The sequence below is a fragment of the Brevundimonas sp. SPF441 genome (assembly GCF_009661015.1).
GTDB lineage: Bacteria > Pseudomonadota > Alphaproteobacteria > Caulobacterales > Caulobacteraceae > Brevundimonas > Brevundimonas vesicularis.
In genome coordinates, this window is sequence record NZ_WJWX01000027.1 from 18,101 (window position 1) to 31,749 (window position 13,649).

At 66.0% G+C, this 13,649-nt stretch carries 14 protein-coding genes and 1 tRNA gene; 7 read left to right on the top strand and 8 right to left on the bottom strand.

The window, feature by feature from the left end:
- The first annotated feature begins 134 nt into the window (after positions 1–134).
- From GGC30_RS13755 to GGC30_RS13775, 5 genes are all read left to right on the top strand, one after another.
- Positions 135–896: an SDR family oxidoreductase gene (locus tag GGC30_RS13755; protein WP_153925344.1), complete on the top strand. Its 762-nt coding sequence runs from the start codon at positions 135–137 to the stop codon at positions 894–896.
- 3 nt (positions 897–899) lie between these two features.
- The gene (gene folB, locus GGC30_RS13760; RefSeq protein ID WP_370452001.1) at positions 900–1,298 is read left to right on the top strand and encodes a dihydroneopterin aldolase; all 399 of its coding nucleotides are present in this window, start codon (positions 900–902) and stop codon (positions 1,296–1,298) included.
- Positions 1,299–1,380: 82 nt separating this feature from the next.
- On the top strand, positions 1,381–2,037 hold the full coding sequence (locus tag GGC30_RS13765) for a hypothetical protein (protein WP_228763749.1): 657 nt from the start codon (positions 1,381–1,383) through the stop codon (positions 2,035–2,037).
- Between the two features lie 10 nt (positions 2,038–2,047).
- Complete coding sequence (locus GGC30_RS13770; RefSeq protein WP_153925347.1) at positions 2,048–2,431, top strand: hypothetical protein; 384 nt, start codon at positions 2,048–2,050, stop codon at positions 2,429–2,431.
- Positions 2,432–2,497: 66 nt separating this feature from the next.
- Complete coding sequence (locus tag GGC30_RS13775) at positions 2,498–2,782, top strand: GNAT family N-acetyltransferase (protein WP_052689639.1); 285 nt, start codon at positions 2,498–2,500, stop codon at positions 2,780–2,782.
- A gap of 41 nt (positions 2,783–2,823) precedes the next feature.
- On the opposite strand, the gene GGC30_RS13780 is transcribed toward GGC30_RS13775, so the two are convergent.
- From GGC30_RS13780 to msrA, 6 genes are all read right to left on the bottom strand, one after another.
- Positions 2,824–3,810 carry an SDR family oxidoreductase gene (locus tag GGC30_RS13780; protein WP_153925349.1) on the bottom strand — a complete coding sequence of 329 codons (987 nt, stop codon included), beginning with the start codon at positions 3,808–3,810 and terminating at the stop codon, positions 2,824–2,826.
- 79 nt (positions 3,811–3,889) lie between these two features.
- Positions 3,890–4,207, bottom strand: coding sequence for a hypothetical protein (locus GGC30_RS13785; protein ID WP_055753103.1), 318 nt, complete (start codon positions 4,205–4,207; stop codon positions 3,890–3,892).
- 111 nt (positions 4,208–4,318) lie between these two features.
- Complete coding sequence (gene mdoH / locus GGC30_RS13790; RefSeq protein WP_153925352.1) at positions 4,319–6,283, bottom strand: glucans biosynthesis glucosyltransferase MdoH; 1,965 nt, start codon at positions 6,281–6,283, stop codon at positions 4,319–4,321.
- A gap of 154 nt (positions 6,284–6,437) precedes the next feature.
- Positions 6,438–8,285, bottom strand: coding sequence for an acyltransferase family protein (locus GGC30_RS13795; protein ID WP_370452002.1), 1,848 nt, complete (start codon positions 8,283–8,285; stop codon positions 6,438–6,440).
- Between the two features lie 86 nt (positions 8,286–8,371).
- Positions 8,372–9,694 carry a VOC family protein gene (locus GGC30_RS13800; protein ID WP_153925358.1) on the bottom strand — a complete coding sequence of 441 codons (1,323 nt, stop codon included), beginning with the start codon at positions 9,692–9,694 and terminating at the stop codon, positions 8,372–8,374.
- Positions 9,695–9,765: 71 nt separating this feature from the next.
- Positions 9,766–10,416 (bottom strand): peptide-methionine (S)-S-oxide reductase MsrA, encoded by a 651-nt coding sequence (gene msrA, locus GGC30_RS13805; RefSeq protein WP_066624350.1) that lies wholly within the window; start codon positions 10,414–10,416, stop codon positions 9,766–9,768.
- Positions 10,417–10,555: 139 nt separating this feature from the next.
- On the opposite strand from msrA, the gene GGC30_RS13810 reads away from it, so the two are divergent.
- Positions 10,556–10,645, top strand: a tRNA-Ser gene (locus GGC30_RS13810).
- A gap of 96 nt (positions 10,646–10,741) precedes the next feature.
- On the opposite strand, the gene GGC30_RS13815 is transcribed toward GGC30_RS13810, so the two are convergent.
- Together GGC30_RS13815 and GGC30_RS13820 are read right to left on the bottom strand one after the other, a co-directional pair.
- Positions 10,742–11,569, bottom strand: coding sequence for a tyrosine-type recombinase/integrase (locus tag GGC30_RS13815; protein WP_153925361.1), 828 nt, complete (start codon positions 11,567–11,569; stop codon positions 10,742–10,744).
- Between the two features lie 427 nt (positions 11,570–11,996).
- Positions 11,997–12,644, bottom strand: coding sequence for a helix-turn-helix domain-containing protein (locus GGC30_RS13820; protein WP_153925364.1), 648 nt, complete (start codon positions 12,642–12,644; stop codon positions 11,997–11,999).
- A 114-nt stretch (positions 12,645–12,758) separates the two neighbouring features.
- On the opposite strand from GGC30_RS13820, the gene GGC30_RS13825 reads away from it, so the two are divergent.
- Positions 12,759–13,208, top strand: a complete 450-nt coding sequence (locus tag GGC30_RS13825; RefSeq protein ID WP_153925367.1) for a hypothetical protein — start codon at positions 12,759–12,761, stop codon at positions 13,206–13,208.
- Positions 13,209–13,649 lie beyond the last annotated feature (441 nt).

Consider the following 13,649-nt stretch of genomic DNA (forward strand, 5'->3'; position numbering starts at 1 on the left):
CATCCCCGCTTGAACCCCATCCCATCCCGCTCTAAGCCAAGACGGACAACAGGAGCATTCCATGCTGGCTCTCGGCATCATCTTCGGCTTCATCGCCGTTCTGGCGGCGTTCAACGTGTTCGAGTTCGGTCGGGTTGACTGAGGCGGCTGCTCGCTCTGAGAGGGGCGTCGCCCTGGTCACGGGCGCGGCGCGGCGGATCGGGCGGGCCATCTGTCTGAAGCTGGCCCAGGCCGGGTTCGACGTGGCGATCCATCATCATGCGTCGGGCGACGACGCCCGGACCCTGGCCGACGAGATCGCCGGCTTGGGGCGGCGCGCGTGCCTGTTGCAGGCGGACCTGACGGACGAGGCCAGGGTGCGGGCGCTGATCCCGGCGGCGGTCGAGGCGCTGGGGCCGGTCAGCGTGCTGGTCAACAACGCCTCGGTGTTCGAGGACGACCGGATCGGGGCGCTGACGCGCGACAGCTGGGACCTGCATCTCGGCACCAATCTGAGGGCGCCGATCGTGCTGGCCGAGGCGTTCGCGGCACAAGCCGTCGAGGGGGCCATCGTCAATCTGCTGGACCAGAAGGTGCTGAAGCCGGATCCGCGCTTCTTCTCCTACAGCCTGTCGCGGAACGGCCTGTGGTGGGCGACGCAGACCCTGGCCCAGGCGCTGGCGCCCGGCATCCGGGTCAATGGGGTGGGGCCGGGGCCGACCCTGCCGTCCATCCACCAGACGACCGAAGAATTCGCCGCCGAGGCGCGCGCCACCCTGCTGGAAACACCCGGCAGCCCCGAGGCGGTGGCCGAGGCGGTGCTGTGGCTGATTGACGCCCGGATGGTCACGGGCCAGATGATCGCCGTCGACGGGGGCCAGCACCTGGCCTGGCGCACCCCCGACATCCAGGAGTAGCGCGTGGTTTCCTCTCCTCTGGCGACGCCGGTTCCGGCGGACGATCCGCTGCGATTCGAGCGGCTGAGCGTGTTCGTGCGCGGGCTGGAGGTCGAGGCCGGGATCGGGGTCTATGATCACGAGCAGGGGCGGCTGCAGCGGCTGGTGATCGATGTGACGCTGGAGCTGGCGCCGCGCCCCATCGAGCGGCTGGGCGACACCATGAACTATGAGACCGTGGCGGACGCCGCGCGCGCCATCGCCGCAGAGGGGCATGTGGGGCTGGTTGAGACCTTCGCCGAACGGCTGGCGCGGGCGTGCCTGGAGGACGGCCGCGTGCAGCGCGCCACGGTGCGGATTGAAAAGCCGGGCGCCCTAGTGGCGGTGGCGGCGCCAGGCTGCGAGATCGTGCTGGGGCGGTAAGGGCGGTTGCTTCGCGCCGCGCCGACCGCCATTGTCGTCGGCAGATTCCAGCCGGGCGTCCGGCGTGACAGAAGCGTTGTTCATGGCCGAACCCGGCGATCCGAAAGACCCAGCAGCGCCCCGCGATCACGACCACGATCATGACGCCGAGGTCGGCTTCGTCTCGCCTGCGTCGCTGGCGGGCCGTGCGCGTGAGCGCCAGCCGGAGCCGTTTACCACCGAGGAGCGCGAACCAGACCTGTTCGACCCGCCCGAGCCGGGGCCTTTCGACCGGTCTGGCCCGACGACCCGGCCGACGGCGCCGTTTCCGCCCCGGTGCGAGCCGACGCCTGTCGAGGCAGAACCGGCGCCGGCCGTGCGCGCGGTGCGCCAGCGTCTGACGGCCGAGGCCGCGCCGCGCCGCGAAGGACCGGTCGTGCCGATGCGGCTGTATGCGATCTATGTGCTGATCCTGTTGGCGGTGCCGACGCTGGGCGTGTCGTGCCTGGTGGCCCTGCTGGCGGTGATGCGGCGCGACGGGGCGACGGATCCGCTGGAGCACAGCCATGCCGTCTATCAGCAGCGCACCATCGTGGGCGCAGTCGGGGCGGCGGTCGTCGGTGCCCTTCTGATCGTGGTCAACATCGGCGTGCTGGTGCTGTTCGCCCTGGCGATCTGGGTCCTGGCGCGCGGTGCGTTCGGGGTGCTGAAACTGAAGAGCGGACAGGCCGTTCCTCACCCCCGCAGCCTGTTGTTCTGAAGGATCGACGATGACGAACGAACCCAATTTCATCGCCGGGCAGCCGTCCGAGGGCAAGGTCGGGGCGCTGATCGCCTGGGCCCTGTTCATCCTGTCGATCCCCAGCGCCAATGTGCTGGTTCTGATCGGGCTGGTGGTGTCCTATGTGACGCGCGGGACGGCGACGGGCGTGGCGCGCCAGCATATCGAGGCGCAGATCCGGCTGTTCTGGTCGGTCTTCTGGTGGACCATCGCGGCCTGGGTCGGGATCTTCGTCAGCGCCTTGGCGTCATTCGTGTTGATCGGCATTCCGTTCCTGTTGCTGTTCCTGCTGGTCTGGTTCCTGCTGAGCGTCTGGTTCACGATCAAGAGCGTGATCGGCCTGCTGAACCTGCTGAACGACAAGCCGATCTAAGGGCCGATCTGACGCTAAGGGAACGTCCCCGCGGCCCTGGCGGTTGATCCGTCAAAGGAGAACCCGATGGGACAGTTCAAGGACGTCGAAGGCGACAACCGGTTCGAACAGGCGTTCGACGACGACAAGGGCGCGGGCCTGGTCTGGGCCGACTATGCCGTGAAGGGCGATGCCCGGATCATCCTGCATGTCGAGGCCGAGCCGTCGCTGCGCGGATCAGGCGCGGCGGGGCGGTTCATGCAGTCGCTGGCCGATCATGCGCGCCAGACGGGGCTGAAGCTGTTTCCACGCTGCAGCTACGCCGTCGCCTGGCACAAGCGGCACCCAGATTACGACGACGTGCTAGCCTAGGCGATGCCGCCGCCCTGCGACCGCAGGGCGGCGGTTTCGGTTCAGCCGCCGGCGTAGCCGCCGATGATCGGCAGGATCTCGCCGGTGATGAAGCTGGACATCTGGGGCGAGGCCAGAAAGACGTAGGCGGGCGCGATCTCTTCGGGCTGGGCCGGGCGTTTCATCACCGTGTCAGCGCCGAACTTTGAGGTCGCCTCGGCATCCTTGTCGGCGGGGTTCAGCGGGGTCCAGACCGGGCCGGGGGCGACGACGTTCACGCGGATGCCGCGCGGCGCCAGATGCGTGCCCAGCGAACGGGCAAAGGCGTGGATGCCGCCCTTGGTGAGAGAATAGTCGAGCAGATCCTTGTTGCCCATCAGACCGGTGACCGAGCCGGTCATGACGATGGCGCCGCCGGCCTTCATGTGCGGGACCGCCGCCTTGGTCATATTGAAATAGCCGTAGAGATTGGTCTTCAGCGTGCGGTCGAAATGCTCGTAGGTCAGGTCCTCGAAGGCGCTGACGTGTTCCTGGAAGGCGGCGTTGGGGACGAGGACATCCAGGCGGCCGAAGGCGTCCAGCGTCGCCTTGACCGCCATCTCGGCGAAGGCGGGGTCGGAGACGTCGCCCTTCAGCACCACGGCGCGGCGACCCTCGGCCTCGACGGCGGCCTTGGTGGTCTCGGCGTCGGCGTCCTCGTCCAGGTGGCAGATGACGACGTCGCAGCCTTCGCGCGCGAACAGGACGGCGACCGAGCGGCCGATGCCGGAATCCGCGCCGGTGATCAGGGCGGCGAATCCGTCCAGCTTGCCCGAGCCCTTCCAGAAGGGGGCGTCGTACATCGGCGCGGGATCGAGCGCGGCCTCGTCGCCGGGCTTGGTCTGGTGCTGTTTCGGGAAGGGCGGTTCGGGGTAGGGGCGGGCGCCGGCCTGCATCGCGCCGGACGGCTTGTCATCGCCGGACGCCTTGTCCTTTGCGTCGATGTCGCGCTGGATGGCGCGTTCCTGATCGGCGATGTCTTCGGCGCGCGCGTGGGTCCGGTCGTCCATGGGGTCGTCTCCTGAAGATGGGGTCCTCAGGAAAGCGGACGGGCGGGCGGGTCGTTCCGACGGCCCAGCTTCGGTTTTTTCAGCCGACGCGGTGGACGATGGTCTTGATGGTCTCGGCCTTGGTCGGCAGATCGGCGGCGAGACGCGAGGCGATCTCGCGGGCGCCGACCGGATAGGCGTCGCCGCCGTCGGCGATGGCCTTGGCCTTGGCGGCGGCTTCGAGCAGCAGACGCTCCAGACCTTCGATTTCTTCCAACGCCAGGGCGTGGGCTTCCAGCTGAAGGCGTTTGACGCGGTCGGCGGTGGTTTCGGGCGCTTTCATCAGGTCGTAGATCTCGGCCTCGGCCGCGACGAGCCGCAGGTCAGGCTTGGCGTCGGAACCGGTGGATTTGGCCATGGAATCACGTCTCCCGCAAACGACAGGACCCTAGGGTGAGGCCGATCGAGATTGCCGTCGAGCGTTGCTGTAACGGTTGTGGCGACACTGTGGCCGCCACGCATCGGTCGATTACCGCTCGGGCGCGCGCGCCGGGACCATCGCAGGCGCGGCGACGGGGGCCAGGACGCCGCCGGCGACCGCACGCAGCGGCGAGCGCGGCGTGTGCAGGACGGCCGGCGAGACGCTGACACCGTCCTGAACCGGGGTGACCAGATAGCCCTTGGCGGCCAGCTTGTCGCCCGAGCGGACGCGCGAGGTCCAGACGGTGATCGGCGCGGCCAGCAGCAGCGGCAGGACGATGGGGGCGAACCAGGTGGCCAGGTCGGGACGAACCGCCAGCGGAATCAGGAAGCCGATGCCGGCGATCATCTGCCAGCGCATGGCGCGGAAAGCGTCCGACCAGGCCAGGCCGTCGGCCTCGCGCTGCTGGGTCGACCAGCCGGTGTCGTGGCCCGAGACGATCTGGATGAAGGCCTTGGTGTTGGCGACCATCAGGATGGGGGCCAGGATGGCCGACAGGGCGATCTCGGCCGCCATGCCCTTGGCGATGGCTCGGCGGCCGCCGAAGGCGCGCAACTCGGCCGGACGGCTGAGGACCAGGGCGGCGCCCATGAACTTGGGCCCGATCAGCAGCACGCCGGACAGGAAGGAGGCCAGCATGAAGGGCGTGAACTGGGGGTTCAGGATGTAGAAGAAGCTGGTCCAGTCGACTGGATAGAACATCTGGATGAACAGGCCGACCATCAGCGACGCCAGCCACAGGGGCGACGACAGATAGGCCATGCAGCCCATCAGCAGCTGCAGGCGGCTCATCGGCGACAGGCCCTTGGCCGTGATCAGGCCCAGGTGCTGAAGGTTGCCCTGGAACCAGCGGTGGTCGCGGCGGATGAAGTCGGTGATCGACGGCGGGGTCTCTTCCCACGAACCGTCCAGCGAGGCGGTGACGTGGACGGCCCAGCCGGCGCGGCGCATCAGGGCGGCCTCGACGACGTCATGGCTCATGATGTGACCGCCGAAGGGCTTACGGCCCTTCAGGTGCGGCAGGCCGCAGCAGGCGGCGAAGGCGCGCGTGCGGATGATGGCGTTGTGGCCCCAGTAGCTGGATTCCGAACCGGTCCAGTAGGCCAGGCCGGCAGCGGCGACGCGGCCGTACAGGCGCACCGAATACTGCGACACGCGCGCGAAGATGGTGCGGGCCTTGATGATGACCGGGGCGGTCTGGATCAGGCCGACGCCGGGGTTGCGCTCCATGGCGTCGACCATGCGCAGCAGGGTCTCGCCGGCCATGGTGCTGTCGGCGTCTAGGACGATCATGTTCTCATAGGCGCCGCCGAAACGACGGACCCATTCGGCCAGGTTGCCGGCCTTGCGCTCGGCGTTGTCGGTGCGGCGACGGTAGAAGGCCTTGGAGTTGGCGGCCATGCGGAACGACTGGAACACCGAACGCTCTGCGGCGGCGGCGTCTTCCTTGGTCGAATCGCTGAGCACGAAGATGTCGAAGGCCGACGAGGCGCCCAGACGCGCCAGGCAGGAATCGATCTGGGACAGGCGCGCGAGGGACGAACGGGCGTCCTCGTTGTACAGCGGCATCAGCAGGGCGGTGCGGGTGCGCGGCATCGGCGGATGCGGCGAGAAGGCGAGGTCCGCCTGATCCTTGCCGCGCAGCATGACGAACAGGCCCATCAGGCCGCTGACGAACCAGCAGGAGATGGCGGTGATCAGGACCATAAACAGGCTGAAGGCCAGGATCTCGGTGCCGTCCCAACCCTTGCGGGCATAGAGGTAGAAGGGCGTGATGGCCGACAGGCCGGTCAGGACGATGGTGCCGGCCAGCAGGGCCAGGCGGCGCGTCGCAACCGTGCGCGGCGAGGTCGCGGGCGTCACGTCGGCGACGGCGTCGGGCGCGGACAGGGACTGAACCGGCATGGCCAGCGGCGCCTCGTCGGGCAGCCACGACCAGCTGGGCGTTTGCGCGCCGTGGATCGTCGTCTCGATTTCAGCCTGTTCGACAGGCCGGATCGCCAGCTTGTTCATGCCGCTCTGGACGCCCCCGAGTGAACCGGATGTCGTCCCGAGGGCTGGGGACGACGCGGAGTGCTGCACTGCAACACGACCTGCATAATCGATCACATTCGCGCGACTTTCAATCACGCAATGTTGATGAAACCAAAAAAATGTGGGGGTGAAGTCAGGCCGGAACGTCGAACGGGGCGCAAGCCGGGCGGCCGTGCGGCGACTCCGTGGCGACCGACAGCAGTTTACGATCCAGCACCCAGGCTGCAACCCCCACCCAGCAGACCAGGACGATGGCGTAGAGACGCTCCCACCAGCCGACGTTGGCGTCGTTGACCGTGCCGGGGAAGACGAGGTGCTTGGTCAGGACCGTCAGGATCGCCATGACGACGAAGGTGACGGCGAGGAAGAGCTTCAGGCGCGGCAGGTCGCGGCGTTTGGCCAACCCCCATAGCAGCAGCATCGGCGCCAGCTGGATGCCCAGGGCCAGGTTGATGACCATGTGGCGCGGATCGGGCCAGGGCCACAGGGTCGAGGCCGACATGCCGCCGCCGGCCAGGATGAAGACGATGGCGATGACCCAAGCTGCGACCCGCGCGCCGGTCAGGGCGTAGATGGCCAGACCAAAGCCGATTCCCGCCAGCCCGGCCATGACGCCGGCGACGAAGACCCCGCCGTTGAAGATGATCGGCGCCTTGGCCGTCGCCCCGCCCAGTTCGCTGAGATACTGGGTCGCATTGTTGAAGCCGGGATAGGCCAGGATAGCCACGGCGACCACCGTCAGGGCCAGAAGCGGCGCGGCGACGCCGACGCCCAGCAGACGACGACGGCGGTGATAGCGAACCTGCGGCCTCAGCAGGGCCTGAAGGTCCAGCGGCCAAGGCCTGCCGTCTAAGGGCTTCAGCCCCCACAAGGGGCGAATGGCCGGGATGCGCCGCACGACCTCATAGATCGCCAAACTGCCGACGAAGGTGACGGCGATCAGGGACAGCAGTTCGATCGGCGCCGGCAGGTTCGCCGGGCGGATGATCCAGACGGCCGCGACCAGCACCGTCTGGTGCGCCAGATAGAGGGGAAAGGTCGCCTGCGTCAGATAGTTGAGCGCAGGGCCGCCCCGGTCGCGCAGATGGCGATAGCCGAAGCCCAGGATGGCGACGATCACCGCCCATTGGTCGATGCCGTAAACGGCGGCCTTGGGCACGCCCCAGAAGGCCCGCGCGCCGGGATGCCAGACCTGGACCATCATGATCGGCAGAGCGACGGCCGCCAGGGCCAGGGCGATCCAGCGATACCGCTCCATCGTGCGCCACAGGCTCTCGCGCCCCACGATGCTGAAGCCGAACAGGAAGGCGACCAGCGACAGGGCGTGATTGTACCAGTCGTTGTGCAGGGTATTGGTCAGGCCGAACCAGGGAAAAAGCAGCCACCGGATGGCGAAGAGATAGAGGATCGGCAGGATCAGCAGACGCGGGCCTGTCAGCGCCTTCTCCAGCCCGTTGCCCAAGCGCTCGATCAGGCCGGGCTGACGCCACAGGACGACGGCGATCAGGCTGTAGACGGCGATATAGACGATGAACCACAGATGGTTGACCGGTACGCCGTCGGCGAGACCGCTCCAACTGAACTCATGGCCCAGCCAGGCGACGAAGCCGGCGACGCCGCCGGGCCAGCCGCCCTTGTCCATCGATTCGATCCAGGACTGGATCGGCACCAGAACCAGGGCGCCGAAGATCAGCGGCGGGACCAGCCGCTCGAACCGGGCGCGAGCGACCTCGCGCGGGGTGCGCCGGAACGTCATGAACCGCAGGGCGGCGCCGGACACCAGAAACAGCAGGGTCAGCCGCCAGGGATTGGTGACCAGGATCGCCTCGCGCATCCACTCGAAGGTGTGGGCGCTGTGGATGTGCCAGTCATAAACCCCGTAAACCAGGCCGACATGATACAGGATCAACAGGCCGAAGGCGCCGACCCGGATCCAGTCGAGATCGTAACGGCGCTGGGTCGGGGAAGCGGGCGGGTTCACGGCCGCGTCTATGATCCGCGTCTGCGCATCAGGCAAGACGCCGGATGGACGCGGGGCGCCGCCAGCCCCGCATCCGGTTGAACGGACTAGACCATCTCCGTCAGGCCCAAGGCCTTCAGCGTCGCTGTGATCGAGGCGTCCTGTTCAGCGCGGTACAGGGCCATCTCGTCTTGGACCGAGCGGCCCAACGCCTGTTCGAAATCGGCCTTGGCGGGATCGACGGCATAGGCGGTTTCGCGGGCCTCCGATCCCAGGTTGGACTGGAAGATGCCGGCGGCGCTGACAGGCAGGAAGTCTTCATAGGTGATGGGTTCGGCGACGACATGGCCCGAGGCGATCAAGGCGTCCAGATCGGCGGTCTCGGCGCGGGCGGCGAGCCCCTCAGACGTCGCGCGATAACGGAACCAGGCCAAGTCGGCGCGTCGTAGCGCGTCCCAGTCGTCGGGCAGGGCGGAGAAGTCCTTCTTCGCCAGGGCCTCGTCATACAGGGCGCGACCGGAGGGGGTCAGGGCGCAGCCGCGCTGTTCGATCTCGCCAAAGCGGGCGGTGTGGGCGCCCGCCGTGGGGCCGTCGGCGCCGGGGAAGGTGATGGCTTCTTGCAACGCCTTGAAGCTGGTCTGGCGCAGCAGGATCGGACAGGCGCGGGCGGGCGGACCCTCGATGGTTTCCTTCGGGCTGATGCCGCGTGCGGGCATGGCGGCCTGGGCCGCATCGATATCCAGCGTGCGCGGCGTCAGATGGTTGATGTGCGGCCCCTTGAAACTGACCACATCGGCGATCAGTCGGTGGGCGGCGACCAGCCGTTCGTAGGTCTCGGCGCTGACGGTCGCCTGGGCGTGCCAGCGGAAGGTCTCCAGCAGTTCGGACACGAAACGATCGGCCTGAGCCTCGTCCAGACCGCCGGCGGCCTCCGCCGTCTCGATCAGCTCACGCGCGCCGGGGGTGAAGATGTCGCGGCGGGCCAGGGTCTCGGCCGCTTCCGCGCGCAAGGCTTCGTCCTCGATCAACTCCAGCCGCAGCAGCGAGGTGAAGACCCGGAACGGATTGCGCGCCAGGGCCGCCGGATCGACGGGGCGGAAGGCGGTCGAATGCACCGGCACCCCGGCGGGGGCCAGGTTGTAATAGCTGACCGGCTCCATCCCCATGACCGCAAAGGCGCGCGCAATCGTGGCCAGTTCATCGGCCGTGCCGACACGGATGGCGCCGTGGCGTTCCTCCGACAGACGCGCCAGTTCGCCGGACGCCGCCAGCCGGTCCGCACCGCCCGCATCCGCCTTCAACGTCTGCGCATTGATGTCCGCCACCAGCGTCAGCAGGTCGCCGTATTGCGGCACTTCGGCCCGGTACATGGCGGACAGGGCGGCCGAAAACCGGCTGCGGATCTCGTCAGGATGGACGAAGGCGGACATGAGCGCTCCCATTTTTCGCCGATCCATAGGCCGACTGGCCGCCGGTTGAAACCCGGCGGCCGTCGCATGGGTCAGGCGTCGATGCCGACCCCGATGGGGCAGACCACGCCGGTCCCGCCGATGCCGCAGTATCCAGCCGGGTTCTTGGCCAGATAGCCTTGGTGATAACCCTCGGCGTAGAAATAGTCGCCCGCCGGCTCGATCTCGGTGGTGATCGTCCCGCGCCCGGCCTGGGTCAGGGCGGCCTGATAGGCGTCGCGAGAGGCTTCGGCCTCGGCCTGCTGCTCGGCGTTCAGCGTGTAGATGGCCGAGCGATAGGTGGTGCCGATGTCGTTGCCTTGGCGCATGCCTTGGGTCGGGTCGTGGTTCTCCCAGAAGGTCTTCAGCAGTTCGGCATAGGTGATGACGCTCGGGTCGAACACGACCTTGACCACCTCGGTATGACCCGTCCGGCCGGTGCAGGTCTCTTCATAGGTCGGGTTGGGCGTAATCCCGCCGGAATAGCCGGCCGAGGTCACCCAGACGCCCGGCAACTGCCAGAAGATGCGCTCCACGCCCCAGAAACAGCCCATGCCGAAGATGGCGGTCTGGAAACCGTTGGGATAGGGCCCCTTCAGCGGGTTGCCGCTGACATAGTGGTTCACATCGGTGTCCAGCGGCTCGGCGCGGCCGGGCAGGGCCGTCTCGGGCTTGGGCATTTCGGCAGTCTTCTTGAACAGCATTTGCGGCTCCCTCATCGGAAAATGACGTTGAAGTCCATATGGGGATGCGAGAGGCGCTTGCCGAGGGGGCGAGGGTGTTCTATCAGGCCCGCCTCCCGCCGGATCGACCTCCGGCGGCGCGCAAGACGCAGCGTGAAACGGACAGGTGGCGGAGTGGTCGATCGCGCACGCTTGGAAAGCGTGTGTAGGTGAAAGCCTACCGAGGGTTCGAATCCCTCTCTGTCCGCCACCTGCTTAATATTTCCGAGCATAATCAGTCTTATAACTCCTGATATGTCTAACGCGCATGGGTGTTGTTAGACAAAACTGTTCTTGTTTCGTTGGCTCAGCCGATCCGCTTCATGGCGGAATCGGCGAGATTGCGTCGACCGGCCTCGCGCGTGTAGCGCTCGACTTCCTTGAGGGTTTGGTGGCCAGTGATCGCCATGATTTCATGGGCTGAGCATCCGGCTTCAGCCAAACGGCGGGCCGCTGCTTTGCGTAGGCCGTGGGCCGAGCAGTGCGGCAGCCCGGCGCGTTCCGCCGCCTTGCTCACCCAGTTTCCGAAACCCTTTTCCGTGAATGGCTTGCCGTACTGAGTCGTCAGCAGCGCCAAGTGCTCGACTTTGTGCGCCGCCAGCGAGTTTTGAAGCCGCGGATGCAGTGGGATATCGACCAGTTGGCCTGTCTTTTCCTGCCGCACCAAAACACGTCCGTCACGGACTTGATGGACGGTCATCTGACGCACGTCACCTGAGCGTTGGGCGGTGTAAAGCAGCAGGTCGAAACCCAGCCTCTCCTTTGTCCCAACGGGCCATTTGGCCTCGAAACCATCGACCTCGGCTTCGGTCCAGGTATGGAAGCCCTCGCTCCGGTACCGCAGCATCCGCACGCCGATCGTTGGGTCGGTGCGCACCAAACCCCTGTCGACAGCAAAGCGCATTACCGCCCGCAGCACCTTCAGCATATTGTTCGCTGCGGCCGGGGTCGCCGCCATGGCGTCCATCTGCGCGCGAATGTGACGCGGCTCTAGGAGCGCGACCGGATTGGCGCCGTACTTGTCGCGATACCGGTCGAAGATGCCCTTGTAAGTGCGCTGGGTGTTGGGCCGGAGCCCGTTGAAATCGGCCGACGCATAATAGGCGACACCGAGAGCATGGATGGAACCCGGCACGCTACGGCTCTCCGCAACTGGCCTGGGCTGGGCCGTGGAAGCGGCAGTGTACCAAGTCCACCAAGCTTCCGATCCGAACGGCTCAGTAGTCTGTGACTCGGGGCAGCCGACACGCCGAAAGCGCCATCGAGGTTTGCCTCGTGCATCGCGATAGAGGCTGACGTTCTTCGGCTTTTTCTTCACGCCGCCGCGTCCCAAGGATTCACGTCGCGATCGGGTCCATCGTCCGGAAGAGCCCAGAATGCGGTGTCCAAGGCGTGTCGGTCCCAGACTTTTCGAGTGTCGATCCGTTTGGGAGCTGGCATTCGGCCGTCGAGCACGAGTTGATCGAACTTCGAGACGCTGATGCCGATATATAGGCTCGCTTGCTCTCGGTTTAGGCCGCGTGGCTCCAAAATGGTCGATGGCGTCTGCGTGCGTCTGCCGGTCACTTTGAGAACTCCGACTTGAAGCCTGCGTCTCGGAGCGCCTCTTTTGCAAGTTCATCCCCATTGCGAGCGGCGTCTCGAGCCAACGCTATGGCTTCGGCTGACGGTCCGCGGGCAACAAGCCACAGTTTTTTTCCAGCCCGCTCCGCAACCTTGAGGCCGACTGCTTTCAAATCGATAATAGCAACGCCGGACCTACCATCCTCAGCCGCAAGCATTTCTCTTAGGTCGTCGAAATCAGCAAAGAGCTCAAGTGAAGCGCAGTCTTGCCAAGGCGTTGTCGTCGCGGCGAATCGGAACTGGGCGCTAGGCATTAATGATCTGACGGGATGGTCCTCGGAGTTCGTCCCAACCTTGTGCCCAACTGCACCTGGATACACTGCGGCCCAGGATTGTGCTTGTAGTGCGGCGTTGCGAAGGTCCACGTCTGGGCTTGTATGCGGGAGGCCGAGGTGTCTCATCGCATCTCGTAGCGCGACGTGGATGAGGTCTTCAGGGGTGAAGCGGGTCCAACCCTCGTTTTTGGCCAACAATCCTCGTGTTCTCCAGTCCCGCTGCACCGGGGGATTAACATCAGTGATCTTCCAGGCTTCTGACGCCGTGAAGAGCGTTTCCTGCAGATGTGAGGGGGGGAAGTAGCCGGTCATGTGCTGAGCCTAGCACCAAACGGGAGGGGGTCAAGAAAACAAAATTACGTTTTCATTCCATCGCGCGAGCGATTATGCGTATCTGGCCAACTCGCTCTTTCCAAGGACACATTCATGCCGATGGGGCCAAAACCATCTAGGAAGCTGCACAAGCACCGCGTGAACCTCCGGCTCTCGGCCGAGAGTGCGGACTTCCTTCGCGGCTATTCCGCAAAATCCCACTGTACCATCAGCGAGCTCGCTGAGCTCATCATTCGGGAATATCGCGCGACGGAGGAAAACTACTTCACAAAGAGCGCGGCTTATTTTGGCTTCGTGAACGCGAGCTTGTCTCTGCTGATTGCGGCGAAACTGTTCGAGCCGGAACTGTCGCCGACAGGCCCGCTCACTGGAATCAAAGAGGACATCACCATCGCCGCAGAGAAAATGTTCGGCCCGCAACCCACGTCGCCGTTCGGCTGGTACTATACCGATAGCGATGAACGGCTCTGGAGCCTGTATCATGCTTTCGCCGCCCACCATTTGAAGCGCGGAGACCAAGTGGGCTCCTTCGACGTTCGTTGATCATGCGGTCCTACGTCGTCGCAGAGCGCCGAGCCACACGATGGCTGCATGCAGGATTGGTGGTGGTTTGGGGCATCGTAAGCTGGCGCGCCGGGGCGACGGCGATCGGCTTCAGCCTCCGCGCATTTGAGGCCGATCTTCAGTCGCTGCTGGACAGCTCCTCGCTCCACACCGTTCCGCTTCGCCATCCCTACGGAGGCGTGGTTGAGCTCACTGCGGAGGAGCTGAGACGCGCCTATTGGATCGCGCCTCATCTCGACTGGGCCAGTCTCTGCTTCGTCCAAGGCGCATGGCTGTCGGTCCTGATCTGGCTCGGGTCGCTCGCCTATTTGGGGCGACAAAGGTCAGAGACGGATCCTCAGTTTCGTGCCCGTATCGATCGCGCAGTCGGCCAGTTCGAAGCGGGTGTTGCGGGCGCCGTAAACGGGATGCTGAGGTTCG

Bases quoted from the DNA above. Each gene is read 5' to 3' on its own strand.
- GGC30_RS13765 (WP_228763749.1), top strand. From the start codon at position 1,381: ATGGCCGAACCCGGCGATCCGAAAGACCCAGCAGCGCCCCGCGATCAC.
- GGC30_RS13770 (WP_153925347.1), top strand. From the start codon at position 2,048: ATGACGAACGAACCCAATTTCATCGCCGGGCAGCCGTCCGAGGGCAAG.
- GGC30_RS13775 (WP_052689639.1), top strand. From the start codon at position 2,498: ATGGGACAGTTCAAGGACGTCGAAGGCGACAACCGGTTCGAACAGGCG.
- GGC30_RS13780 (WP_153925349.1), bottom strand. From the start codon at position 3,810: ATGGACGACCGGACCCACGCGCGCGCCGAAGACATCGCCGATCAGGAA.
- GGC30_RS13785 (WP_055753103.1), bottom strand. From the start codon at position 4,207: ATGGCCAAATCCACCGGTTCCGACGCCAAGCCTGACCTGCGGCTCGTC.
- mdoH (WP_153925352.1), bottom strand. From the start codon at position 6,283: ATGAACAAGCTGGCGATCCGGCCTGTCGAACAGGCTGAAATCGAGACG.
- GGC30_RS13800 (WP_153925358.1), bottom strand. From the start codon at position 9,694: ATGTCCGCCTTCGTCCATCCTGACGAGATCCGCAGCCGGTTTTCGGCC.
- msrA (WP_066624350.1), bottom strand. From the start codon at position 10,416: ATGCTGTTCAAGAAGACTGCCGAAATGCCCAAGCCCGAGACGGCCCTG.
- GGC30_RS13820 (WP_153925364.1), bottom strand. From the start codon at position 12,644: ATGACCGGCTACTTCCCCCCCTCACATCTGCAGGAAACGCTCTTCACG.
- GGC30_RS13825 (WP_153925367.1), top strand. From the start codon at position 12,759: ATGCCGATGGGGCCAAAACCATCTAGGAAGCTGCACAAGCACCGCGTG.